The organism is Chelativorans sp. AA-79 (assembly GCF_029457495.1).
Lineage (GTDB): Bacteria > Pseudomonadota > Alphaproteobacteria > Rhizobiales > Rhizobiaceae > Chelativorans.
Window position 1 is genome coordinate 1,940,505 of the sequence record NZ_CP120361.1, and the last position, 22,084, is coordinate 1,962,588.

At 63.9% G+C, this 22,084-nt stretch carries 23 protein-coding genes; 10 read left to right on the forward strand and 13 right to left on the reverse strand.

Features of this window, described 5'->3' with window-relative positions; genetic code table 11:
• Positions 1–158 precede the first annotated feature (158 nt).
• A complete protein-coding gene (locus PVE73_RS09375) occupies positions 159–1,349 on the forward strand; it encodes a Xaa-Pro peptidase family protein (RefSeq protein WP_277366679.1) in 1,191 nt (396 codons plus the stop codon).
• Positions 1,350–1,404: 55 nt separating this feature from the next.
• On the opposite strand, the gene PVE73_RS09380 is transcribed toward PVE73_RS09375, so the two are convergent.
• The 3 genes from PVE73_RS09380 to PVE73_RS09390 are packed head-to-tail and all read right to left on the reverse strand — an operon-like array spanning position 1,405 to position 3,895.
• On the reverse strand, positions 1,405–1,827 hold the full coding sequence (locus PVE73_RS09380; protein WP_277366680.1) for a cupin domain-containing protein: 423 nt from the start codon (positions 1,825–1,827) through the stop codon (positions 1,405–1,407).
• 21 nt (positions 1,828–1,848) lie between these two features.
• Positions 1,849–2,691, reverse strand: coding sequence for a phosphoenolpyruvate hydrolase family protein (locus tag PVE73_RS09385; protein ID WP_277366681.1), 843 nt, complete (start codon positions 2,689–2,691; stop codon positions 1,849–1,851).
• Positions 2,672–3,895, reverse strand: a complete 1,224-nt coding sequence (locus tag PVE73_RS09390; RefSeq protein ID WP_277366682.1) for a Tm-1-like ATP-binding domain-containing protein — start codon at positions 3,893–3,895, stop codon at positions 2,672–2,674. Before PVE73_RS09390 ends, PVE73_RS09385 begins: the two co-directional genes overlap by 20 nt.
• A 99-nt stretch (positions 3,896–3,994) precedes the next feature.
• Here PVE73_RS09390 and PVE73_RS09395 point away from each other — a divergent pair, with 99 nt between their 5' ends.
• The 7 genes from PVE73_RS09395 to PVE73_RS09425 all read left to right on the forward strand — a co-directional run bounded on the left by PVE73_RS09395 (position 3,995) and on the right by PVE73_RS09425 (position 10,644).
• Complete coding sequence (locus PVE73_RS09395; protein WP_277366683.1) at positions 3,995–4,636, forward strand: TetR/AcrR family transcriptional regulator; 642 nt, start codon at positions 3,995–3,997, stop codon at positions 4,634–4,636.
• A gap of 325 nt (positions 4,637–4,961) precedes the next feature.
• Positions 4,962–6,269, forward strand: a complete 1,308-nt coding sequence (locus tag PVE73_RS09400; RefSeq protein WP_277366684.1) for an extracellular solute-binding protein — start codon at positions 4,962–4,964, stop codon at positions 6,267–6,269.
• A gap of 86 nt (positions 6,270–6,355) precedes the next feature.
• Entirely contained in the window at positions 6,356–7,261 is a 906-nt protein-coding gene (locus tag PVE73_RS09405; protein ID WP_277366685.1) for a sugar ABC transporter permease, read from the forward strand.
• Position 7,262: 1 nt separating this feature from the next.
• Positions 7,263–8,222: a carbohydrate ABC transporter permease gene (locus PVE73_RS09410; RefSeq protein WP_277366686.1), complete on the forward strand. Its 960-nt coding sequence runs from the start codon at positions 7,263–7,265 to the stop codon at positions 8,220–8,222.
• Entirely contained in the window at positions 8,219–8,464 is a 246-nt protein-coding gene (locus PVE73_RS09415; RefSeq protein ID WP_277366687.1) for a hypothetical protein, read from the forward strand. Before PVE73_RS09410 ends, PVE73_RS09415 begins: the two co-directional genes overlap by 4 nt.
• Positions 8,461–9,567, forward strand: a complete 1,107-nt coding sequence (locus PVE73_RS09420; RefSeq protein ID WP_277366688.1) for an ABC transporter ATP-binding protein — start codon at positions 8,461–8,463, stop codon at positions 9,565–9,567. Before PVE73_RS09415 ends, PVE73_RS09420 begins: the two co-directional genes overlap by 4 nt.
• A gap of 3 nt (positions 9,568–9,570) precedes the next feature.
• Positions 9,571–10,644: an ABC transporter ATP-binding protein gene (locus tag PVE73_RS09425; protein WP_277366689.1), complete on the forward strand. Its 1,074-nt coding sequence runs from the start codon at positions 9,571–9,573 to the stop codon at positions 10,642–10,644.
• A 13-nt stretch (positions 10,645–10,657) separates the two neighbouring features.
• On the opposite strand, the gene PVE73_RS09430 is transcribed toward PVE73_RS09425, so the two are convergent.
• The 4 genes from PVE73_RS09430 to PVE73_RS09445 are packed head-to-tail and all read right to left on the reverse strand — an operon-like array spanning position 10,658 to position 14,445.
• Positions 10,658–11,638 carry a hydroxyacid dehydrogenase gene (locus tag PVE73_RS09430; protein ID WP_277366690.1) on the reverse strand — a complete coding sequence of 327 codons (981 nt, stop codon included), beginning with the start codon at positions 11,636–11,638 and terminating at the stop codon, positions 10,658–10,660.
• A 5-nt stretch (positions 11,639–11,643) separates the two neighbouring features.
• Entirely contained in the window at positions 11,644–12,375 is a 732-nt protein-coding gene (locus PVE73_RS09435; RefSeq protein ID WP_277366691.1) for a FadR/GntR family transcriptional regulator, read from the reverse strand.
• Positions 12,376–12,378: 3 nt separating this feature from the next.
• Positions 12,379–13,548, reverse strand: a complete 1,170-nt coding sequence (locus PVE73_RS09440) for a mandelate racemase/muconate lactonizing enzyme family protein (protein ID WP_277366692.1) — start codon at positions 13,546–13,548, stop codon at positions 12,379–12,381.
• 9 nt (positions 13,549–13,557) lie between these two features.
• On the reverse strand, positions 13,558–14,445 hold the full coding sequence (locus PVE73_RS09445) for a sugar phosphate isomerase/epimerase family protein (RefSeq protein WP_277366693.1): 888 nt from the start codon (positions 14,443–14,445) through the stop codon (positions 13,558–13,560).
• Positions 14,446–14,728: 283 nt separating this feature from the next.
• Between PVE73_RS09445 and PVE73_RS09450 the strand changes: the two genes are divergently transcribed.
• Together PVE73_RS09450 and PVE73_RS09455 are read left to right on the forward strand one after the other, a co-directional pair.
• Complete coding sequence (locus tag PVE73_RS09450; RefSeq protein ID WP_277366694.1) at positions 14,729–15,574, forward strand: sugar phosphate isomerase/epimerase; 846 nt, start codon at positions 14,729–14,731, stop codon at positions 15,572–15,574.
• 76 nt (positions 15,575–15,650) lie between these two features.
• Positions 15,651–16,238, forward strand: a complete 588-nt coding sequence (locus PVE73_RS09455; protein WP_277366695.1) for a DJ-1/PfpI family protein — start codon at positions 15,651–15,653, stop codon at positions 16,236–16,238.
• A 16-nt stretch (positions 16,239–16,254) separates the two neighbouring features.
• Here the strand turns inward: PVE73_RS09455 and PVE73_RS09460 are convergent, their stop codons facing one another.
• Genes PVE73_RS09460 through PVE73_RS09485 form a run of 6 tightly spaced genes read right to left on the reverse strand, consistent with a single transcriptional unit; the run spans position 16,255 to position 22,078 of the window.
• Positions 16,255–17,142 carry an amidohydrolase gene (locus tag PVE73_RS09460; RefSeq protein ID WP_277366696.1) on the reverse strand — a complete coding sequence of 296 codons (888 nt, stop codon included), beginning with the start codon at positions 17,140–17,142 and terminating at the stop codon, positions 16,255–16,257.
• Positions 17,126–18,310, reverse strand: coding sequence for a VWA domain-containing protein (locus PVE73_RS09465; RefSeq protein WP_277366697.1), 1,185 nt, complete (start codon positions 18,308–18,310; stop codon positions 17,126–17,128). The genes PVE73_RS09460 and PVE73_RS09465 overlap by 17 nt, the downstream gene beginning before the upstream one ends.
• Entirely contained in the window at positions 18,295–19,188 is an 894-nt protein-coding gene (locus PVE73_RS09470; protein ID WP_277367398.1) for a MoxR family ATPase, read from the reverse strand. The genes PVE73_RS09465 and PVE73_RS09470 overlap by 16 nt, the downstream gene beginning before the upstream one ends.
• Before the next feature lie 8 nt (positions 19,189–19,196).
• The gene (locus tag PVE73_RS28235; protein WP_346772408.1) at positions 19,197–20,207 is read right to left on the reverse strand and encodes a molybdopterin cofactor-binding domain-containing protein; all 1,011 of its coding nucleotides are present in this window, start codon (positions 20,205–20,207) and stop codon (positions 19,197–19,199) included.
• A gap of 3 nt (positions 20,208–20,210) precedes the next feature.
• Positions 20,211–21,578 carry a xanthine dehydrogenase family protein molybdopterin-binding subunit gene (locus tag PVE73_RS28240; RefSeq protein WP_346772409.1) on the reverse strand — a complete coding sequence of 456 codons (1,368 nt, stop codon included), beginning with the start codon at positions 21,576–21,578 and terminating at the stop codon, positions 20,211–20,213.
• A gap of 17 nt (positions 21,579–21,595) precedes the next feature.
• Entirely contained in the window at positions 21,596–22,078 is a 483-nt protein-coding gene (locus tag PVE73_RS09485) for a (2Fe-2S)-binding protein (protein ID WP_277366698.1), read from the reverse strand.
• Positions 22,079–22,084 lie beyond the last annotated feature (6 nt).

Genomic DNA, 22,084 nt, shown 5'->3' on the forward strand with positions numbered 1-22,084 from the left:
AGCTTGCAGGTCGTCGTGCGAAACCGCGACGGATGAAATGAGTCCAGCCCTGGACGAACGCATGAACGGAGCCCGCATGGAGCTCTGGACGATCCAACGTTCAATGTGCGAAACTGGTCCGACCAGAAGGGCTGGAGGCCCGCCGAGGAGGAACTGTCATGAATGTCGACGCGCTTCGCACGACCCGTATCGTGACACCATTTGACACGAGCCGGCTTGACACACTGATGGAAGAGGCCGGCATCGACGTCCTCCTCGCCACTTCCAAGCACAACACGCAGTATTTGCTGGGCGGCTACAGATTCATTTTCTTTTCGGCGATGGACGCGATCGGGCATAGCAGGTACCTGCCCATCGTCATCTACAACAAAGGGCGTGTCGAAGATTCCGCCTATGTGGCGAACCGGATGGAGTGTGGCGAGCATCAGAACCATCCATTCTGGACGCCAGCTTTTCATCCTGCGGCCTGGGGCGCGCTGGATGCGGCCGCCTGTGCGGTCGAGCATCTGAGGAAGATCGGAAAGGGCGCCGGACGCATCGGCATCGAGCCATCTTTCCTGCCGGTGGATGCCTACCAACTGTTTGGCGAACGGCTGGAGGGCGCGACCTTCGTGGACGCGACGGGCGTGCTCGAGCGGATGCGTGCCGTGAAGGCGCCGGAAGAGCTGGAGAAGCTGCGGAGGGCCTCCGAGCTCATCACCGATGCCATGATCGCGACAATCGCATGGGCGCGTGCGGGAACGACAAAGACCGAGATCATCGAGCGGCTGCGACGGGAGGAAACGAACCGCGGCCTGCAGTTCGAATACTGTCTTCTCACCCTCGGATCGAGCCACAACCGGGCTGCGTCAGACCAGGCCTGGCGGGAGGGGGATGTGCTCTCCATCGATTCGGGCGGGAACTGTCGCGGCTATATCGGCGATCTGTGTCGCATGGGTGTGCTGGGTGATCCCGATGCCGAACTGGAGGATTTGCTGGGCGAGGTGGAGCGGATCCAGCAGGCGGCATTCTCGAAGATTCGCGCGGGCGTGCGCGGCGGCGATGTGATCGCCCACGGGCAGGGTGCGCTCAAAGCCTCGAAGGTTGCAGAGTTCACCGACTTCTTCGCCCACGGCATGGGGCTCATCACCCATGAGGTACCGTTTCTGATGACCAATCACCCGGTGACCTATGAGGGTGTGGATGCCGACCGCCCGCTGGAGGCCGGCATGGTCCTCTCGGTGGAGACGACGATGCTTCACCCTTCCCGGGGGTTCATCAAGCTCGAGGATACGTTGGCGGTCACGGCCGACGGCTACGAGATGTTCGGCGAGCGGGGCAGGGGGTGGAACCGGGGCGCGACGGCATAGGATGCGGACAGCGGGTTGGAAAGGCCACGCCTGCCTACACCCAAGGCTTGCAGCCTTACGCCTTGCCGGCTTTCAGCAGGCGGAAGCCGGGCAGATCGCGAAGCGCCTGTTCCGGACCGGCCGGTGAATAGACGACGAAGAGCTGCATCGGGCCGTTGCCGGTGTTCAGCGTCGAGTGATAACGGCTTTCGGGCACGTAGACCGTGCAGCCCGGCCCCACCTCGCGCGTGACGGGACTGCCGTTCTCGTCCTCGACCATCTGCTCGCCGGTGCCCGAAATCACGAAGATGATCTCTTCGGCGCCCGGATGGTTGTGGCGCGCATGGCCTTCGCCCGGGTTCACGTCCACCACGCCGCCGGAGAACCGCCTGGCGCCGTTGACCTCCGGCCCGACCGTCAGCGCCAGCTTTCCCCAATCGAAGCCGAAGGCATCCACCTCTCCAGGTTGGATGAAGAATTGCCGTCCGTTCTCACTCATCTCGCTTTCCTCCCTGGACTTTCATATGCCTTTGCGCAGCGGCAGAGCCTTGAAGCCTGCCGTCTGGTCGCGGATCGCCGCCTCCGCCGGCAGGCGCTCCATCGAGCTTGCGCCGTAGAAGCCGTGGATGCCGGTGCAGCGCTCGAGGATATAGCGTGCGTCCTCGGGCATCGCGATCGGCCCTCCGTGGCAAAGCACGATCACGTCCTCGCGGACGGTCCGGGCCGCGGCCGCGATGGCGTCGATCTCCTCCACGCACCGGTCCAGCGACTTGGCCGACGAGGCCCCGATCGTGCCACCGGTGGTGACCCCCATATGGGCAACCACAATGTCCGCGCCGGCGCGCGTCATGGCGACCGCCTCGCGCGGATTGAAGACATAGGGCGTCGTCAGCAGATCGAGCTGATGCGCGGCGGCGATCATGTCGACCTCCAGCGCGTAGGACATGCCCGTTTCCTCGAAGCTCTGGCGCATCACCCCGTCGAAGAGGCCGATCGTCGGAAAATTCTGCACGCCGGAAAAGCCCATCGCCTTCAGCTCGCCAAGGAACCGCGGCATCAGCACGAAGGGGTCCGTCCCGTTGACGCCGGCAAGCACCGGCGTTTTCTTCACCACCGGCAGAACCTCGACTGCCATCTCCTTCACGATCTCGTTGGCGTTCCCGTAGGCGAGCAGGCCGGCGGCCGAGCCCCGTCCCGCCATGCGGTAGCGGCCCGAATTGTAGATGATGATGAGGTCGATGCCGCCCGCCTCCTCGGCCTTGGCGGAAAGGCCCGTTCCGGCCCCGCCGCCGACGATGGGCTTGCCCTCGGCAATCATCTTGCGGAACGTCTCGAGGACCTGGCTACGTGGAATTGCGGGCATCTTGCCTCTCAGTGCTGATGGATTCGAGAAAGGTGGAGGCTGCGGCCTCGGCGAAGGCGGGATCGTTGATGTGCAGCGACAGGCGCACGATCTTGCGCCGGGCGGTCTGCCGGACGGTCGCTTCGATCGCCTGGAACAGGGCCGCGTCGGCCTCCGGATCGAAGAAGGCGCCGCCTTCGATATCGAGCGCGGAAATGCCTCTTTCGGGGATCAGGAACCGCACCTCGCCCTCGCATGCGTTGAGCTTCGCGCCGATCCACACGCCGATGGCGCGGCACTCCTCCGCCGTCGTGCGCATCAGCGTGACGTTGGGGTTGTGCTTGTAGAGATTGCGGGCCCGCAGCGGTTCCGGCACGGTCTCCGGCGCCCAGAAATTCACCATGTCGAGCGCGCCGACCGAGCCCACATAAGGAAGGCGCGTGCGGGCGACGGCACCGAAGCGATCTTCCGTAGCCGGGAGGACGCCGCCGAAGAGCAGGTCGCACACCTCTGTGGTCGTGATGTCGATGAAGCCGGCCAGCATGCCGCTGTCGGCCAGCTTCTCCATCGTGCGCCCGCCCGTGCCCGTGGCATGGAAGACCATGCAGTCGTAGTCGTCGCGCAGACGGTCTGCGATCGCGGTGACGCAGGGCGTGGTCACGCCGAACATGGTGAGGCCGATCGCCGGCCTGGTCTCGCTACGGTCGGCGGGATGCGCGGCCATTCCCGCGACCGCCTCCGCGGCGTTGTGCAGGATGACGCGGCTGAGGCCGTTCAGCCCCGCAATGTCGGTGACCGCGGGCATCATGACGATGTCGGAAATGTCGACATAAGGCGACACGTCCCCGGAAGCGAGGGTGGAGACCATCAGCTTCGGGAGGCCGTAGGGCAGCATGCGCATTCCGGCGGTGATGATCGCGGTGCCCCCGCCGCCGCCGATGCCGACCACCCCGCCGATATCCCCGCGCGAGGCGATGAAGCGGCTGAAGGCCGTGGTCATCGCCGCGACCGCCGTTCCGCGGTCGTCCAGGCCGAGAACCGCCGCCGGGCCGTCGGGATGAAAGGCCGCCACCTCCGCCGCCGGGACGTCCATCTTCGAAGGGGACGGACGCGTGCCCACGTCGACACGGACCACGGGCAGCCCGCGCGCCTCGACCAGGGCGGCGAGGAATGCCAGCTCCTCCCCTTTCGTATCGGCCGTGCCGACGACATAGACCCGTTTCAAGCAACCTCCCTTGCCTGCTCGTTTTCTTCTTCCGCCCTTCCTGGGGCGGCAGCTTCTGCCGGCTGTTGCAAATTTTTGAGACGCGAGTATCATAATGATATGGATATCTCACGTCAATCAACCGAGTTGCTGGAGGAAAGCGAACGCGGCCCGCGGGCGAGGACCCGCCGACTGATGCTCGAGACGGCAATCAAGCTTATGCAGGCGGGTGTGACGCCGTCCGTCAGCGACGTGGCCGAAGCGGCGGAGGTGTCGCGGGCAACCGCCTATCGCTACTTCCCTAGCCAGGCGGCCCTGGTCGATGCCGTGGTGGACGAGGCCCTGGGGCCAATTCTGAAATGGAAGGATCGGTCGTCCGATGCCGCAGAGCGGATCGAGAGTCTGTTCCGCACATCGCTGCCGCGCATCGACGAGTTCGAGGCGACGTTCAAGGCCGCGTTGAAGCTTTCGCTGGACCAGTGGGCGCAGCGAAAGTCGGGGGCGCCGGAGGGCGAGCCGCAGTTCATGCGCGGGCACCGCGTGGAACTCCTGCGCAATGCGCTGGAGCCGTTGCGTGGGGAATTGCCCGAGGCAGAGGTCGACCGGCTCGCCCAGGCGCTGTCGCTGATCTTCGGCATCGAGGCCCTGGTGGTGCTCAAGGATATCTGGGGCCTCGACAGCAAGGAATCCGAGAAGGTGGCGACCTGGGCCGCACTGGAACTGGTGCGGGCGACAGTGCGCCACAAGGATGAGGGGGGCTAGAAACACAGGTCAATCTGGTTGGACCAGATCGGGTATCTGCGTGGTTGTATGCTGCCGCGCATCCGTCTGTGGGGCTTGCGTTGGGTTCGACTGATAGACAGCCGAAACCATGGTGTTTTGGAGCAGGGCCTTTCAAACAACCCCACGTAGCCTGACGCGACAAGTGGCTTGACTGAAATTGCAATTTGGTACTACCAGATTATCGGGAAGAAGGAGGAGAAGTCGCCTCGCAGAGAACTGGCGAACAGGTGAGGAGACCTGTCGCCACAACGGCACAAGTGGGGTGGCCAGCAACCGTTTCAGGCGCAAGAATGGGAGGAACATCATGCGCAATGGAATGAAGGGCCTATTTGCGGGCATATCGCTGTTTGCCTTCGGGGCATCAGCAAGCGCGCAGGAACTGACGATCTTCTGGGCCGAATGGGATCCGGCCAACTATCTGCAGGAACTCGTCAATGAATACGAAGCCGAGACCGGTGTAGCGGTCACGGTCGAGACGACGCCCTGGCAGGATTTCCAGACGAAGGCTTTCACCGAGTTCAATGCGAGAGGCTCCGCCTACGACATGGTCGTCGGCGACTCCCAGTGGCTGGGCGCCGCTTCCGAGGCGGGGCACTATGTGGACCTCACGGAGTTCTTCAACAAGCACAAGTTGAACGAAGTGATGGCTCCGGCGACAGTGAAATACTATGCCGAATATCCGGCCAATTCCGGGAAGTACTGGGCCATTCCGGCCGAGGGCGACGCGGTGGGCTGGGCCTACCGCAAGGACTGGTTCGAGGACCCGGAGGAGATGGAGGCGTTCAAGGCCAAGTATGGCTACGACCTCGCCCCGCCGCAGACCTGGGCTCAGATGCGCGACATCGCCGAGTTCTTCCACCGTCCGGACGAAAATCGCTACGGGATCGCCATCTACACCGACAATTCCTATGACGGCCTCGTCATGGGTGTCGAAAACGCCATCTTCTCCTATGGCGGCGAGCTGGGAAACTACGAGACCTACGAGGTCGAGGGCATCATCAACTCCGAGCAGAACGTCAAGGCGCTCGAGATGTATCGTGAGCTCTACGGCTATACGCCTCCGGGCTGGGCCAAGACCTTCTTCGTGGAGAACAACCAGGCCATCACCGAGAACCTGGCCGCAATGAGCATGAACTACTTCGCCTTCTTCCCGGCACTCGTGAACGAGGCGTCGAACCCCAATGCCGAAGTGACCGGCTTCTTCGCCAATCCGGAGGGTCCGGATGGCGACCAGTTCGCCGCGCTCGGCGGGCAGGGGATCTCGATCGTCTCCTATTCCGATAACAAGGAAGAAGCGATGAAGTTCCTGGAATGGTTCATCCAGGACGACGTCCAGAAGCGCTGGGCCGAACTCGGCGGCTACACCGCGCATGCCAAGACGCTGGAATCGGAAGAGTTCCGCAATGCGACCCCTTACAACGAGGCCTTCTACCAGACCATGTTCAAGGTGAAGGACTTCTGGGCGACGCCGGAATATGCCGAGCTTCTCATCCAGATGAATCAGCGCATCTACCCCTACATCGTAGGTGGGGAAGGCACGGCCAAGGAAGCGCTCGACGCGCTTGCGACGGACTGGAAGGGGACGTTCGAGAAGTACAATCGCTACGAGTGATGCAAGTAGGCGAAGAGGGCTTTCAGCCCCCTTCGCCGCCGATTCTGTCGGGCCGCTTGTGCGGCGCACTCTCGGAGGAGGAGAGTTTGGCGACTGAAGTTATTACACGGCTGGATCCGCAGTCGCGTGCCGCCGCGCGCGGCTGGAGCGATCTGACGATCCGGAACCTTTTCATAATCCCGACGATCCTTTTCCTGATCATCTTCAACATCTTTCCGCTGCTATACTCGCTCGGCTACTCCTTCACGGATTTCCGCGCATCCACCAATGCGCCTGCGAATTTCGTTGGTCTGGCCAACTACCGCGCACTGCTGAACGACCCCTTCATCTGGACCAATTTCGCGATCACCGCGAAATATGTGGTCGTCTCGGTGACAGGGCAGGTGGTGGTCGGGTTCGGCGTCGCCATGCTGCTCAACCGGGCGATCCCCTTCAAGGGCCTCCTGACGACGCTGCTGCTCCTGCCGATGATGCTGTCCATGGCGGTCGTCGGCCTGTTCTGGAAGCTGCTTTACGATCCGTCCTTCGGCATCATCAACTATGCGCTGGGTCTCGGCCGCTTCGAATGGCTGTCCAATCCGGACATGGCGCTCTACGCCGTCGCGATCACCGACATCTGGATGTGGTCGCCCTTCGTGATGCTCCTGTCGCTGGCCGGCCTGTCCGCCGTACCGAAGCATCTCTACGAGGCGGCGGCGATCGACCGGGCGGGGCCCTTCTACACCTTCTTCCGCATCACGCTGCCGCTGGTGGCGCCGATCCTGATGATCGCGATCATCTTCCGTACCATGGAAGCCTTCAAGACCTTCGACCTGGCCTACATCCTGACCAGCCAGCCGACCACGGAACTCATCTCGATCCGGCTCTACAAGATGGCTTTCCAGGAATGGCAGACCGGCATGTCCTCCGCACTCGCCTACATCATGCTGATCATGGTGGTCGCCATCACCAACATCTACGTCAAATACCTGAACAAGGTGAAGGAGCGCTGAGGTGGCCGCCGTCAAGACAACCTCCGAAGTCGCGCTCAACAGACTGGCCATTGTCGCCGTCCTGATCGTGACGATCATATTCCTGGCGCCGATCTACTGGATCGCCTCGACAGCCTTCAAGCCGCGCAACCTGGCGACCACGATTCCGCCGACGGTCCTGTTCGAGCCGGAAATCGCGCCGTTCGTGAAGCTGATGGTGCGCCGTTCGCAGCTTCGCGAGCCACCGACGGCCGAAGAATACGCAGCCGCGCCCTGGTGGGAGCGGATCGTTCTCGACGATGGCGAGAAGATCGTCCGGTCCGGCCGCGGCGAAGTGCAGATGTCGGCCTATCCCGACCGCTTCATGAATTCGATCATCATCGCGATTTCCTCGACGGTCCTCGCGGTCGGCATGGGCACGCTCACGGCTTACGGCTTCTCGCGCTTCAAGGTGGCCGGTGAGCAGGACTGGCTGTTCTTCATCCTGTCGACACGCATGCTGCCGCCGGTGGTCGTGGCGATACCGATGTTCCTGATGTACCGCTGGTTCGGGCTGAACGACACCCATATCGGGCTGATCATCCTCTACACCGCCTTCAACCTCTCCTTCTCCGTCTGGCTCATGAAGGGCTTCATCGACGAGATACCGAGGGAATATGAGGAAGCCGCACTTGTCGACGGCTACACGCGGCTCCAGGCCTTCTTCAAGGTCGTGCTGCCCGAAGCCGCCACCGGCATCGCGGCCACGGCAGTCTTCTGCTTCATCATCGCGTGGAACGAGTACGCCTTCGCGCTGATCATGACGAACCGCCGGGCGCAGACCGCTCCGCCCTTCATTCCAAGCCAGGTCGGCTCCGGCCTGCCGGACTGGACCGTCATCGCCGCGGGCACGTTCCTGTTCCTGCTGCCGGTCGCGATCTTCACCTTCCTCCTGCGCAATCACCTCCTGCGCGGCATGTCCTTCGGAGCGATCCGCAAATGACTTTTCGAGAGATGAACCGGCGCTATCTCGAGCCAGGTTCGATGTGGCTCATGATCTTCGGGATCGTGGCGCTCTGCCAGCCCTGGATATTCTTCCTGCACCGCTATGGCGTCACCATCATCCTGATCGGGCTTGTCGCATTCATCATCACCTCGCATATCGGGCCGGGATCGGTGGGGACCGAGGAGGACGTCTCCGACGACGTGTTCGACGTCTCCGACCATCGCGAGGGCAAGGCATGACCCATATCGAACTCAACGGTGTCCAGAAATATTTCGGCGACCTCCAGGTCATCAAGGACATGAACCTCGTGATCGAGGACAACGAGTTCATCGTCATGCTCGGCCAGTCGGGTTGCGGCAAGACCACGACGCTTCGCGCCATCGCTGGCCTGGAAACGATCGACGAGGGCGACATCCTCATCGATGGGCGTCGGGTTCAGCATCTCAAGGCCGCGGACCGCGACATCGCCTTCGTGTTCCAGTCCTTCTCGCTTTACCCTCACATGACCGTGTACGAGAACATCGCATTTCCGCTGCGCGCCATGCGGACAAGCCGGTCGGACATCGACAACGAGGTGAAGCGGGTCGCGGGAACATTGCGCATTACGCATCTGCTCGACCGCAGGCCGTCGGCGCTTTCGGGCGGCGACATGCAGCGCGTCGCGATTTGCCGCGCGTTGGTGCGCCAGCCAAAAGCGATGCTGATGGACGAGCCGATCGGCGCGCTCGACGCCAAGCTGCGCGAGGAGATGCGCGCCGAGATCAAGCGCCTGCACGTCAAGCAGGGATCGACCACCATCTATGTCACGCATGACCAGGTGGAGGCGATGAGCCTCGCCGACCGGATCGTCATCATGCATGAAGGCGTGCTCCAGCAGGTCGGCACGCCGGAGGAGGTCTATGCCCACCCGCAGAACCTTTTCGTGGCGCAGTTCGTCGGCAGTCCGGTGATGAACGTGATGCCCGCGCGCGTGCGGGAGGAAGAGGGTGCCGTGCGTGTCGTTCTCGATGATACGACTGCGGGGTTCCCGTTTCCGCGCGAACTTCTGTCGAAGCTGAACGGGCATGCATCCGAGGGCGCTCTCGCCCTCGGCATCCGACCGGAGGGGGTCCTGGTCTCGCGTGAGCCGCGCGAGGATTACCTGCCGGTCGAAGCGCAGATCATCGAGCCGCTCGGCTCGCACGACATCGTCGACCTCAAGGTTGGCGAGGGCATGCTGCGGGCGCGCACGCCGGCAGGTTTCGTGCCCAGGGCGGGAGAACAGGTGCATGCGCGCATCGATCCCGTGCAGGCGCACTTCTTCGATACAACGAGCGGCAAGTCGCTCGGAGTGAGGCTGTAGGCGATGGCGCATATCGAACTGAAAAACATCACGAAGACCTTCGGTGCCAACACCGCGCTTCGAGGGCTCGACCTCGAAGTGGCCGACGGCCAGTTCTTCGTGCTGCTCGGCGAGACGGGTGCCGGCAAGACCACCACGCTGCGCATCGTGGCCGGGCTGGAGAAGCCGACCGCGGGAACCGTGCTGATCGACGGGGTTGACGTCGGCAGCTGGGGGGCGGCCGAACGCGACGTCGCGCTCGTGCTTCAGCAATATTCGCTCTATCCGCGCTATACGGTGCGCGAGAACCTCGAATTCCCTTTGAAGTCCAAAATCCGCCGCGTCGAGCCGGCCGAGATGAAAGTGCGCGTGGAGCGCGTCGCGAAGACCTTGCGCATCGACCACCTGCTCGACCGCAAGACCGACCGCCTTTCCGGCGGCGAGATGCAGCGCGTTTCCATAGGACGGGCCATCGTGCGCAAGCCGCGGGTCTTTCTCATGGATGAGCCGCTGTCGGCGCTCGATGCCAAGCTGCGCGAGGCGCTGCGCACCGAGCTAAAAAATCTCCAGATGAATCTCGGCGCGACATTCCTGTTCGTCACGCACGACCAGATCGAGGCCATGTCCATGGGCGACCGGATCGGCGTTCTCGACCGTGGCCGGCTCGTCCAGGTCGGCACCCCTTCGGAAATCTACTCCAGACCGAAGAACACGTTCGTGGCCCGTTCGGTGGGCTCCCCGCCGATGAATCTCATCCACGGCGCAATCAGCGGCGGAAATGCCGTGGCGGAGGCTGGTTTCAATCTGCCGATCGCGACGCTCAGCGGCGGTATGGAAGGCCGTGACCTGATTTTCGGGATCAGGCCCGAGGACATGTTCCTCGAAAGCGGTGCCCCTGCACAGGCAAGAGTGCATGACGTGGAAAATTACGGTGTCGAGAAGATCGTCACTTTGCATGCCGGTGACAGCGTGATCCGGCTGACGACACCGGCGCACCAGAACCTTCGGATCGACGAGGCCGTGCAGTTCTCCTGCAATCCCAACAAGGTGATCCTGTTCGACGGGGGGACGGGCAAGAGTCTCGCCTATCCCGCGTGACGAAATCCCGACATCAGGCGCTTGCAGGAAACCGCAGACGGTAGCGCGCTTCGGCCTTGGGATTGCAGAAGTTCACGGGAAGTTCTCCGGAAAGAACCCGCACCGCCTCTTCAGCGGCTCCAGTGCCCATTCGCATCATGGAGTCGTCGGTGATTCCGGCCGCGTGAGGCGTGAGGATCACATTGTCGAGTGCAAGCAGAGGATGGTCCGCCGGCAGCGGCTGGGTTGAGAACACGTCCAGCGCAGCACCCGCGATCGATCCCTGCTGCAAGGCTGCCACAAGAGCTGCCTCGTCGACGACCGGGCCGCGCGAGACATTGATCAGCAGGGCCCCGGGCCTCATCCGCCCGATGCGCTCGCGGTTGATGAGCCCTCTGGTCTCGGCCGTCAGCGGGCAGCATAGCACGATCACATCGGACTGAACGACCAGGGTATCGAGATCGACCCTGAGAACGCCTTCGGGAAGCGAGGTGGAACTGCGGGTTGCCGTGATAACGTTGAGCCCGAAACCCGATCGGGCGATTTGGCACACCGCGCGCCCGACCGCGCCCATGCCAACGATGCCCATTGTCCGCCCGGCGAGATCGCGGCCCAGGTCGGCATGGGCCCGTCCCGCATTCCAACCCGCTTGACGCAGATCGCGGTCGACCAAACGGAACCGCCGCTGCAGCGCCAGGGTGACCATGATCACGTGTTCGGCCACCGTCGGCGCATTCACGGCCGGCACGTTGGCGACGAGAACGCCCGCCTCGGTCGCGGCCTCGACCGGGATCATATCCAATCCCGCTCCGTGCCGGATCACTGCACGCAGCCGCGGCGGATCATCGAAGAGCGCTGCGGGCAGGGGGGCCCTCACGATGATGATGTCGGCCTCGCGGCCTTCGCGAAGCAGGGTCCCCTGATCGGGCGCGCTCGCAAGGACAAACTCGCCGGCCTGCTTCAGAATTCCCAGAGCGTGGGGGTGAAGATTATGCGTCGAGAAAATGACCGGCACGTCGACTAAGCCCGCGCGTTTGCGGCCTCCATCTGGAACGCATCCGGGTTGTCCGCGCCGGGCGTGCCGATCAGGCCTTTCCAGTAGCTCTCGGCTCCGGTCAGGTGCGCGCTCATGAGCGCTTGCGCCAGATTGCCGTCCCTTCGCAGGAGAGCCTCGAAGATCTGGATGTGCTCGGCATGGGAACGACGGCCGCGGTCAGGATCGCCGAAATAAATCGGCAGGCGCTGTTCGCCCATGATGTAATAGACGCTGCAGACCTTGTGGAAGACGCTGTTCTTCGTCGCACGCACGATCTCGAGGTGGAAATCACGGTCCTCGCGCGCAAGACCCTTGCCCGCGGCTATTCTCTCCTCCGAGGACTTCAGGATCTCCCGCAGCCGCTCGAAGTTCTCTTCCGTCGCCCTTTCGCAGGCAAGCTCGGCTGCCTTGATCTCATGGATCTTCCTGAGCTCCACCGTCTCATAAATCTGGACCGGATCGAGCGGAACGCCGGCACGGGCAAACAGTGCCATCGCCTCCACGCTCGCCTCGTTCGTCGTCAGATAGATGCCGGACTTGGCGCGACGCTCGACGATGCGCATGGCCTCCAGGATGGCCAGCGCTTCCCGGATCTGCCCGCGGCTCACCGAGAAATGCTCGGCAAGCTCCCGTTCGGACGGAAGGCGCCCGCTGTCCGTTTTGGAGTGTGCGTAGAGATAGGCGGCCAGATCCGGGAGGAGGTTGTTTTCTTTCATGTTTCAGCTTCTCTGCGCGTAAGCTTCAAGAACCGTTTCCGCGATGGTGAAGCCAAGGCCTGGACGGTCGGGGATTTCGATCATGCCGTCCTCCACCGACACGTCATCCTCCACGAGGTCGTGTATCATCGGGTTTGCGCCGAGCGAATACTCGATGGTGAAGCTCGACGGCGAAGCTGCGCATACATGCAGGCCGGCAAAGAAACAAGGCGCGCCAGCCCACAGATGCGGCGCAAGCCTCAAGTTGAATGCGCTGGCGATCGCGCCGATGCGCATCGCCTCGGTTATGCCGCCGCAGAAGGCCGGATCGGGCTGGAAGATGTCGGCCGACTTCAGGACCGCGAGATCGCGGAACGCGAAACGCGTCGCATCGGATTCACCCGCGGCGATCGGCACCGGGCCGCTCGATCGGACCTCGGCCATGCCCGCTTTATCATCCGCGCTCACCGGCTCCTCGAACCAGGCGAGGTCGCAATCGGACACGAGTTGGATAAAGCGTTTTGCCTCGGCCACTGTGTAGGTCCCGTGCGCATCGACCATCAGCTCAATGTCGGGGCCGAGCGCGGCGCGGGCGGCCTTCACCCTTGCCGCGGAAATGTGCGGCGCGCCGTCCATGACCCCCACGCGCATCTTCACCGCCCGGAACCCGCCGGCGGCGAGGTAGGATTGCAACTGCTCGCCGATCCTGTCGGCGGGCGCCCAGCCGCCTGAAGCATAGGCGGGCAGCCGGTCCGCCTTGCGTCCTCCGAGCAGGCGCCATACCGGCTGTCCGAGCGACTTGCCGAGGATGTCCCAAAGCGCGATATCGACAGCGCTGATCGCCGCGACGGACAGGCCCCGGCGCGAGAGTTCGGGCATTGCATGACCCTGGGCGGCGGCGGCTTCGTACCGCACGCCGTTATAGAGCATCTCCCATATCTGGACGATGTCGGCGGGATCGCGCCCGATCAGCCGGGGCGCGATCTCGTGGTTGAGCAGATGAACCAGCGCGGCATAGCTGCCGGCGCTGCCGGCGGCGTTCTTGCCTTCGCCCCAGCCTGTCAGCCCGTCATCGGTCTCGATGCGCAGGATCGCAGCGTCGAAAGTCTGCAACTGGCCGAAGTCGCTGCGATGCTGGCGATCTGGCTCGATCGGTATCCTGACCCACCACGCCTGTGCCGATTTGATCCGCATTTCATGCGCTCATCGGATCAGCGGCAGGATCGTCTCGGCCGTGATGCGCATCTGGTCGGAATAGAACGTCTCCGTGAGCAGGCTGGAGCCGTGATCCTGGATGAATTTCAGCTGCTCGGGCGGGATGTCGACGGGATCGCGCTCCACCATGTCCGGGTATTTCGCGGCGGGCGTGCGGTCCACCGGCGCAACGAACTCGTTCGTCAGCGCGCCGTCATAGCCGATCTCCTTGAGCGTGCCGATGATTTTCGGCCAGTCGAGATGGCCGAGACCGGCGGCAAAGCGGTTGTTGTCGGCAATGTGGAAATCGAACAGGCGCGGGCCTGCGAGCCGGATCGCGTCGTAGATGTCGTCCTCCTCGATATTCAGGTGGAACGCGTCGAGGCAGACGCCGCATTCGGGGCTGACGGCGTCGGCCAGAGCCAGCGCCTGCGCACAGCGGTTGAAGAGGTAGGTCTCAAAGCGGTTCAGCGGCTCGACGGCGATCCGCACGCCTTGCTTCTGCGCATGGTCGAAACATTCCCGGGTGGCGTCGACGACCCACCGCCACTCTTCCTCCTCGGTGGCATCCGGAACGACCTTGCCGACCGTCGCCGGCACGAGCGTGACGATCTGGCCATCGAGCTCGGAAACCATGGTGATCACGCTCTTCACGTAGTCGACGGTGCGCGCGCGCTGGCCTTCGTCCTTGGCCGCAAGATTGCGCTCGCCGAGCGTCAGCGTCACGGCACCCCAGCAGCGGATGCCGTGTTCCTTGAGCAGGGCACGCGTCTCCGTGGCCTCGTATTGCTTCGGCTCGCCCGAGATCTCGATCGATTCATAGCCGAACCGCTTGATGCGGCGCAGCGTCGTCTCCAGCGGTTCCGCCCGCATCCAATTGTGTGTCGAAAGATGCACCGTCGACCTCCTCCCTCGAATCTCCGAACATCCGGGAAAGCCGGAACATCCGCCCTTCCGCAAAGCCGCACCCGAAATCTGGTGTGACCAATATCTCCCGTTTTCATCTCTATCGCATTCTCATCCAGTCCACAAGGATTTGGCTGGAGCTTGGAAGTCGTAGATATAAATACAAAAGAATCAATGAATTGCATAGAAAAGCGAATGCGCGAAGATGGTCTTAGCTTTTTCATCGCTTGACCCGATTGTTCCGTTTGGTATTACCAGATTGGGAGGCAGTGCGATGAAGATCGGCATGTGCATGTTCCTCTGGACGACGAACGTCACCCGGGAGCACGAGGATGTCCTGCGCGACATCAAGGCGACCGGCTTCGACGGGGTGGAGATTCCCGTTTTCGAGGGTGATCCTGAGGATTTTGCCCGCCTCGGCGCGCTGCTCGACCGGATCGGCCTCGAGCGCACGGCGGTTTCGGCAATCGGCGATCCCGCCAAGAACCTCATTTCCGCCGATGCCGGAGAACGCGCGGCGGGCATCGCCCATATGCAATGGGCCATCGACTGTACGTCTGCGCTCGGCGCCAGCGTCCTCAGCGGACCGCTTCACTCCACGCTCGGGCATTTTTCCGGCGAGGGGCCGACGAAGGACGAGTTCCGCCGTTCGGTCGAATCCCAGAGGATCATCGGTGACTATGCGGAGACGCGAGGTGTTACGATCGGGCTCGAGGCGCTCAACCGCTTCGAATGCTATCTCGTCAACACCATGGACGCGCTTGCCGCGCACCTGGACGAGATCGCCCATCCCAGAATCCGCGCCATGTACGACACCTTCCACGCCAATATCGAGGAGGAGGATCCGATCGGCGCCTTCAGCCGGAATGTGGAGACCATCGTTCATGTCCACATTTCCGAGAACAGCCGCGGCGTGCCGGGGCGGGGCAATATCCCGTGGGCGGAGACCTTCGCCGCCATCCGGGACAGCGACTACGATGGTTGGCTGACGATCGAGGCCTTCGGGCGCGGGCTCCCCGATCTGGCGGCGGCGACCAAGGTCTGGCGCGATTTCGCTGAAAGCCCGGACATCGTGTATCGGGAAGGCTATCGCCACATCCGCGGATATCTGAGCGCGTGATTCTCGCGGAGCGCATGAGAAGCGTACCGGTGGGTACGGGACAGTGACCTGGGATAGATCAAGGGAGGAATGAGCGATGCCGGGCAAGAAGATATTGATGCTGACGGGTGAGTTCACCGAAGAATATGAGATATTTGTTTTCCAGCAAGGGATGGAGGCTGTCGGTCATACGGTCCATGTGATCTGCCCGGACAAGAATGCGGGTGAGGTGATCAAGACCTCGCTGCACGATTTCGAGGGGCACCAGACCTATACGGAAAAGCCGGGGCATGACTTCGTCATCAACAAGACCTTCTCGGAGGTCCGGCCGGAAGAGTACGACGCCGTCTATTGCGCGGGCGGTCGCGGCCCCGAATACATCCGCACCGACAAGCGTATCCAGGCAATCGTGCGGCATTTCCACGAGGCCGACAAGCCGATCTTCACGATCTGCCACGGCGTCCAGATCCTCGTCGCCGTCGACGGTGTGGTGGAAGGCAAAAAGGTTGGGGCGCTCGGCGCGTGCGAGCCGGAGGTGAGGCTTGCCGGCGGAACCTATGTCGACCTGTCGCCCACCGAGGCGCTTGTCGACGGGAAGATGGTCTCGGCGAAGGGCTGGACGGCACTGGCCGCCTTCATGCGCGAATGCCTGAAGGTCCTGGGCACCGAGATCAGGCACGGGTAGACGGGGCTGACCCCGCCTATGCCGGCCGGTAGATGCGTGCGGCCGTGTCGTGCATGATGTCCGCCACGGCCTTCTCGCCATGCCGCTCGGCCGCCGCGCGGTGGGCGGAGAGCACGGAAGCGTAGTCCGTCCAGAGCTTTTCGATCGGGAAGTTGGAGCCGAACATCAGCCGCTCGCTACCCAGAATATCGATGGCGGTATCGACGACGAGGGCGATGAGGTCCGGATCGTTCCGGTGCATGAAGGTGCCGAGGCCCGAGAGCTTGGCGTGTAGATTCGGCAGGGGCGCGAAGTGGGCGAGGCCGTCCTTCCACGCGTCGACGGTTTCCGGCCGGTCGTCGACCAGCATGCCGCAATGGGTGAGGATGAAATCCGTCTCCGGGTTTTCGGCGACGAATTCCGCGCCCGCTTTCATCTGCGCCGGGAAGAGTTGCAGGTCGAAGCAGAAGCCGTAATCCTTGAGCCGTGCCACGCTCCGGCGCACGGCGGGATCGATGACCTGGTCGGGCCCGGGGGCGAAGCGGTATTCCGGCACTTCGTGCCAGTGCAGCTGCATGCGTACGCCGCGTACCAGCGGGTACGCCTTGAGCCTGTCCAGCTGGGGGCGAACATCCTCCACCGTCATGTCCGCATAGCCGACGATCGCCTGCGGCCAGCCGGTTTCCTCAGCCGTCTCGCTCACCCAGGCGACCTCCTTCTCGAAATCCTCCTTGGCCCAGTTGGTCTGCACGTAGACAGCCTTGGCCACACCCAGCCCTTGAAGGTCCGAGAGATATTCGCTGATTGCATAGTCGCGCCGGATCGGCTCATAGGGACCGAAGATGCGCGGCACCATCGGGCCGCTGAGCCAGGGCAGGTCGGCACGCCGCCAGATATGGAAATGCGAGTCAATGACCGGCTGCATGGGCTTTCTCCTTCCATAGGATTGCCGCCTTGGGCGCGGGCTGGCCGAGCGACAGGATGAAGCGTGCCAGCGCGTCATCGGACGAGCCGTCGACGAGATCGTCAAGCCAGGGCAGGATTGACGCGAGCGCTGCCGTTTCCGGCCGGAACCGCGGATCGCCGGCAAGCGGTGTCGCCAGTGACAGGCGGTGGGCGAGGGCGGCGAGCCGGCGCATTGCGCTCTCGAAGTCGGCGTGGTCGCCGCGCTCCAGACCGTCCGAAGCGAGTACGACCAGGCTGCCGCGGGCGAGCGCCACGAAGCGTGGCACGGCCAGAAACGCCTTGAGCGCCGGGCCTATGCGCGTTCCGCCGTCCCAGTCGTCGACCGATGCCGCCGCGCGTTCGAGGGCCAGGGTCCGGTCGCGGGTTCTGAGCGCCGTCGTAATGCGGCTCAGCCTGGTGCCGATGGTGAAGATTTCGGTGCCCGGTGCCGCCTGCACGGCCGCATGCGCGAGCGCCAGAAGTCCGTCCGTCTGCTCCCGCATCGAACCGGAGATGTCGATCATCAGCAGCAGCCGGCGCGCAATCTCCTTGCGGCGGCGCAAGCGGGGGGCGGCGAGATCGCCATCCGCCTGCACGATATCGCGGAACGAGCGGCGCAGGTCCACCATGCCCTTAGAGCGGGTCCGAAGGTGCCGGAAGGTCCGGCGGCGGGGCAGGGCGTCCGGCAGGTGACGCTGGAGAGCTCCCGAAGCGTTCTCCGTATCATCGAACGCGCGCGTGGAGAGCCGCTCGGTCGCGGACGCGTGGGCGCCGCTCTTTTCCTGCTCCAGGAGAGGTTCCGCAGCGGCCTCGGCGCCGCCTCCATCCTTCACGACCGTTTCTTCCTCATCCTCGTTTCGCATGGCCGCCACGCGGCCCTTTCCGAAGAAGACGGCGCGGAAGAGGGCGTCGAAGGCAGCCTGCCTGTCGATCGGCGGGGCGAGCGTGGCGATGGCGGCGCGCCGGATATGCTCCATACTTTTCGGGCCGAGCAGGGCGACGGCCGCCAGAAAGCTCACCGTCTGGTCCGGCGCGACGGAAAAGCCGTGCCGCCGCAACGTCTGGACGAAGTCGAGGAAGGGGGCGCATTCCCGCGGCAACCGGGAACCTGGCTGGCTCTGGTGATCCGCCGTCACGGCCTGCCCCACGTCAGCGACTCCTCCAGGATGCGCGGCAGCTCCTCTTGCATATAGGCGAGATCCTCCTCGTCCTTGAGAAGGACGCCGATCGCCCGGCGGAAGGCTTCCGGCCACGGGCTGCCCGTCTTCTCCAGCACCGTCGCGGCATTCGCCCATTCGACGGCTTCCGAAATGCCGGGCGGCTTGGCGAGCGGGCGCGAGCGGATGGTGCTGACGGCGCGCGCGACGGCGGCTGCCGTTTTCTCGGCCACGTCGGCGGCGCGGGCCAGGATGATGGCCGTTTCGCGGGCGAGGTCCGGATAGGCGATCCAATGGTAGACGCAGCGCCGGCGGAGCGCCTCCGCCAGTTCACGCGTGCGGTTGGAGGTGAGGATCACGATCGGCGGTTCGCCTGCCCGCACCGTACCGCGTTCGGGAATCGATATCTGGAAATCGGAGAGATATTCGAGGAGCAGGGCTTCGAATTCGTGGTCAGAGCGGTCGATTTCATCGACCAGCAGCACGGTTTGCGCTGGGTTGCGGAGCGAGCGCAGCAGCGGACGCTCGATCAGGAAGCGGTCCTCATAGATGTCGGTCTCGGCCTTCTTCGCCTGGCGGATCGCCAGGAGCTGGCGCTGATAGTTCCACTCATAAAGGGCGTGCTGGGCGTCGATGCCTTCGTAGCATTGCAGGCGGATAAGGTCGCGGCCAAGGATTTCGGCCACGGCTTTCGCCGCTTCCGTCTTGCCCGCGCCCGGCACGCCTTCCAATAGAAGCGGCTTGCCGAGCCGGATGGCAAGGAAGACTGCCGTCGCGAGCGGCTCGTCGGCGATGTAGCGGCAGTGCCCGAAGCGCTCGGCGACCGCTTCGGGCGAGCTCAGGACGTCACTTGCCGCCTCTCCGCCCATCATACCACTCAATGGGCCGCGCCGGCGTTCTGCCGCAGCGCCCGCAAAACCCGCTCGGGCGTGATCGGCAGCGTGTCAATGCGCACCCCCACGGCATCGAAAATGGCGTTGGCAATGGCGGGGATCTGTGGGTTGGCGCACATCTCGCCGGGTCCCTTGGCGCCATAGGGGCCGTCCGCGGCGGGCCGCTCCAAAACGACGATCTCGGTTTCGGCGAGATCGCCGGGACCGGGCATCAGATACTGGTTGAAGTCGCGCCCGCCGTGCTCGCGACTTGGATAATAGGGCTCCGTGGTCTCGTATAGCGCGTGGCTCATGCCCATCCAGGAGCCGCCGACGAGCTGCTGTTCCACCATCTTGGGATTGAGCGCCCGGCCGATCTCGAAGACGTTCTTGACGGTAAGCACGCTCACCTCGCCGGTCTCGTCGTCCACCTCCACCTCGGCCACCGTGCAGGCATGGGCATAGCAGGTGGAGGGCTTCATCGCGCCCGTTTCGGTGTCCGGATAGGAGCGGGGCACGAGGAACATGCCGCGCCCGGAGATCGAGCGCCCATGCTTGAAATGGGCGGCGAGGGCGGTGTCGAAGATCGAGATCGAGCGCTGGGGTGCACCTTTCACATGGATGTTGCCCTGGCCGTCCGTTTCGAGGTCGGCGGCATCCGTCTCCAGTTCCTCGGCCGCCACCTCCAGCATCACCTGACGGGCTTCCTTCGCCGCCTGGATGACCGCATTGCCGGCGCGGTGCGTCCCGCGCGAGGCGAAGGTGCCCATGCAGTGCGGGCCGGTGTCCGTATCGGCGGTATCGATCACCACGCGGTCCGTCGGCACGCCGATCGTCTCGGCGCAGATCTGCGTCATGATCTGCTTCATGCCCTGGCCGAGATCGACCGAGGACAGCGAGACCATGAAGTTGCCGGTGGGCGTGGAATGCACCAGCGCCTGAGTCGGGTCGCCGCCGAGGTTCATGCCTGTCGGGTAATTCACCGCCGCCACCCCGCGGCCCCTCTTCAAAGCCATGGTTCAGCCCTCCCTCGTGGCGGACGACATCCGCATGTATCTCTCGGCGACCGGCCAATTTGCGATGCGGGATGCTTCCTGCATGCATTCGATGAGCGCGGCACCCTCGGTGACCTGCCGGTGCGCCTTCATGTCCCCGTCGCGATAGGCGTTGATGAAGCGGAACTCGAGCGGGTCCATGCCGATCAGATGGGCGAGCTTGTCCATCTGCACTTCCAGCGCGAAGTCGCCGATGGTCACGCCGAAGCCGCGCATGGCGCTCGACGGCGTGCGGTTGGTGTACACGCAATAACTGTCCACCCAGACATTCGGCACGGTGTAGGGGCCGGGAAAATGCGCGGCGGACTTCTGCGCGCCGTAGGGCGAATGGCGGGAATAGGCGCCGGCGTCGATATAGGCCTTGACGTAGCGCGCGACGATGCGCCCGTCCTGTGTGACGCCGTCCTTGATGACGAGTTTCTCGGCGGCGCGCGGCGAGGAGATCTGCATCTCCTCTTCGCGGCTGTAGATGAAGGAGACCGGCCTTCCCGTGAGCTTCGCGCCGAGGATGGCGATCGGCTCGACGATGACATCGACTTTTCCGCCGAAGCCGCCGCCGACGGTACCGCCGACCATGTGCAGCTTGGCGCCGTCCATCTGAAGAATGATCGAGGTGTTGTCGAGCGTGAAGAACATCGCCTGGGTGTTGGTGTAGCAGGTGAAACGGCCGTCGCCTTCGGGCGCCACGACGCAGCCCGTCGTCTCCGTCGGCGCGTGCTCGATCGGGCCCGAGGAGTAGGTCTCCTCCAGCACGTGGTCGGCCTCGGCGAAGCCGGCCTCCACATCGCCGAAGCGCACCTTGCGGCATTCGCCACTGTCGTAGCGGTAGTAGTTCTGGCCGTGATACTCGTTGACGATCGGCGCGTCCGGCTTCAGCGCATCCTCGATGCTGAGGACCGCTGGCAGCACCTCGTAGTCGACCTTCACCTTCGCGGCCGCCTCCTGTGCGGCGCGCTCGCTGTTGGCGAGGACGGCGACGACCGCCTCGCCCTTCCAGCGCACCTTGTCGGTGGCGAGCACGGTCTCATCCTCCGGACCCACCTGGATGAGGGTCAGGATCGTGTAGACATTATGCGGTACGTCGGCGGCCGTCAGGATGCGCGCGACGCCGGGGTGCTTTTCGGCCTCGGATAGATCGATGCCGCGGATACGGGCATGGTGGTGGGGGCTGCGCACCATTTTCAGATGCAGAAGTCCCGGAAAGTTGCGGTCGGCAAAATAGGCGGTCGTGCCGGTAACATGGCCGAGCGTGTCGACGCGCAGGCGCGGCTGGCCGATCTCTTTGAGATCGTCGGTGCGCTCGTCGGCGAAATAGGATTTGCGGACCTCCATGATATTCTCCCTAGGCCCTACGCCGCGTTGACGGAATTGGCGCGCGCGGCCGAAAGGATCGCCTGGATGATCGGTTCGTGGCCGGTGCACCGGCAGATGTTGCCGCCGATGGCGTCGACCACATCCTCGCGGCTCGGTGACGGGTTGCGGTCGAGCAGCGCCTTGGCGGCCATCAGCATGCCCGGCGTGCAGAAGCCGCATTGCGCGGCAAATCCTTCATGGAAGGCGCGCTGCAGCGGGTGGAGCACGCCACCGCGGGCAAGCCCCGCGGTGGTTTCGATGGCCGCACCGCTGCAGGTCTCCGCCAGAGCGATGCACGAAAGCCTGAGTTCGCCGTCGATGATGACGGAGCAGCTTCCGCAGGTGCCCTGGTGACAACCGCCCTTCACCGACATGTCGCCGATCTTCTCGCGCAGCGCCTTCAAGAGCGTGGAGCCGCTTTCGACGAACTCCGCCTTTTCCTCGCCGTTCAGCGTGAACTGTACCGGAACCTTGGCCATCGCCTC

Excerpts from the sequence above, each read along its gene's own strand:
- PVE73_RS09425 (WP_277366689.1), top strand. The coding sequence starts at position 9,571 with ATGGCGCATATCGAACTGAAAAACATCACGAAGACCTTCGGTGCCAAC.
- PVE73_RS09395 (WP_277366683.1), top strand. The coding sequence starts at position 3,995 with ATGGATATCTCACGTCAATCAACCGAGTTGCTGGAGGAAAGCGAACGC.
- PVE73_RS09450 (WP_277366694.1), top strand. The coding sequence starts at position 14,729 with ATGAAGATCGGCATGTGCATGTTCCTCTGGACGACGAACGTCACCCGG.
- PVE73_RS09400 (WP_277366684.1), top strand. The coding sequence starts at position 4,962 with ATGCGCAATGGAATGAAGGGCCTATTTGCGGGCATATCGCTGTTTGCC.
- PVE73_RS28240 (WP_346772409.1), bottom strand. The coding sequence starts at position 21,578 with ATGGAGGTCCGCAAATCCTATTTCGCCGACGAGCGCACCGACGATCTC.
- PVE73_RS09460 (WP_277366696.1), bottom strand. The coding sequence starts at position 17,142 with ATGCAGCCGGTCATTGACTCGCATTTCCATATCTGGCGGCGTGCCGAC.
- PVE73_RS09455 (WP_277366695.1), top strand. The coding sequence starts at position 15,651 with ATGCCGGGCAAGAAGATATTGATGCTGACGGGTGAGTTCACCGAAGAA.
- PVE73_RS28235 (WP_346772408.1), bottom strand. The coding sequence starts at position 20,207 with ATGGCTTTGAAGAGGGGCCGCGGGGTGGCGGCGGTGAATTACCCGACA.
- PVE73_RS09440 (WP_277366692.1), bottom strand. The coding sequence starts at position 13,548 with ATGCGGATCAAATCGGCACAGGCGTGGTGGGTCAGGATACCGATCGAG.
- PVE73_RS09470 (WP_277367398.1), bottom strand. The coding sequence starts at position 19,188 with ATGGGCGGAGAGGCGGCAAGTGACGTCCTGAGCTCGCCCGAAGCGGTC.
- PVE73_RS09385 (WP_277366681.1), bottom strand. The coding sequence starts at position 2,691 with ATGCCCGCAATTCCACGTAGCCAGGTCCTCGAGACGTTCCGCAAGATG.
- PVE73_RS09375 (WP_277366679.1), top strand. The coding sequence starts at position 159 with ATGAATGTCGACGCGCTTCGCACGACCCGTATCGTGACACCATTTGAC.
- PVE73_RS09415 (WP_277366687.1), top strand. The coding sequence starts at position 8,219 with ATGACTTTTCGAGAGATGAACCGGCGCTATCTCGAGCCAGGTTCGATG.
- PVE73_RS09420 (WP_277366688.1), top strand. The coding sequence starts at position 8,461 with ATGACCCATATCGAACTCAACGGTGTCCAGAAATATTTCGGCGACCTC.
- PVE73_RS09485 (WP_277366698.1), bottom strand. The coding sequence starts at position 22,078 with ATGGCCAAGGTTCCGGTACAGTTCACGCTGAACGGCGAGGAAAAGGCG.
- PVE73_RS09435 (WP_277366691.1), bottom strand. The coding sequence starts at position 12,375 with ATGAAAGAAAACAACCTCCTCCCGGATCTGGCCGCCTATCTCTACGCA.
- PVE73_RS09380 (WP_277366680.1), bottom strand. The coding sequence starts at position 1,827 with ATGAGTGAGAACGGACGGCAATTCTTCATCCAACCTGGAGAGGTGGAT.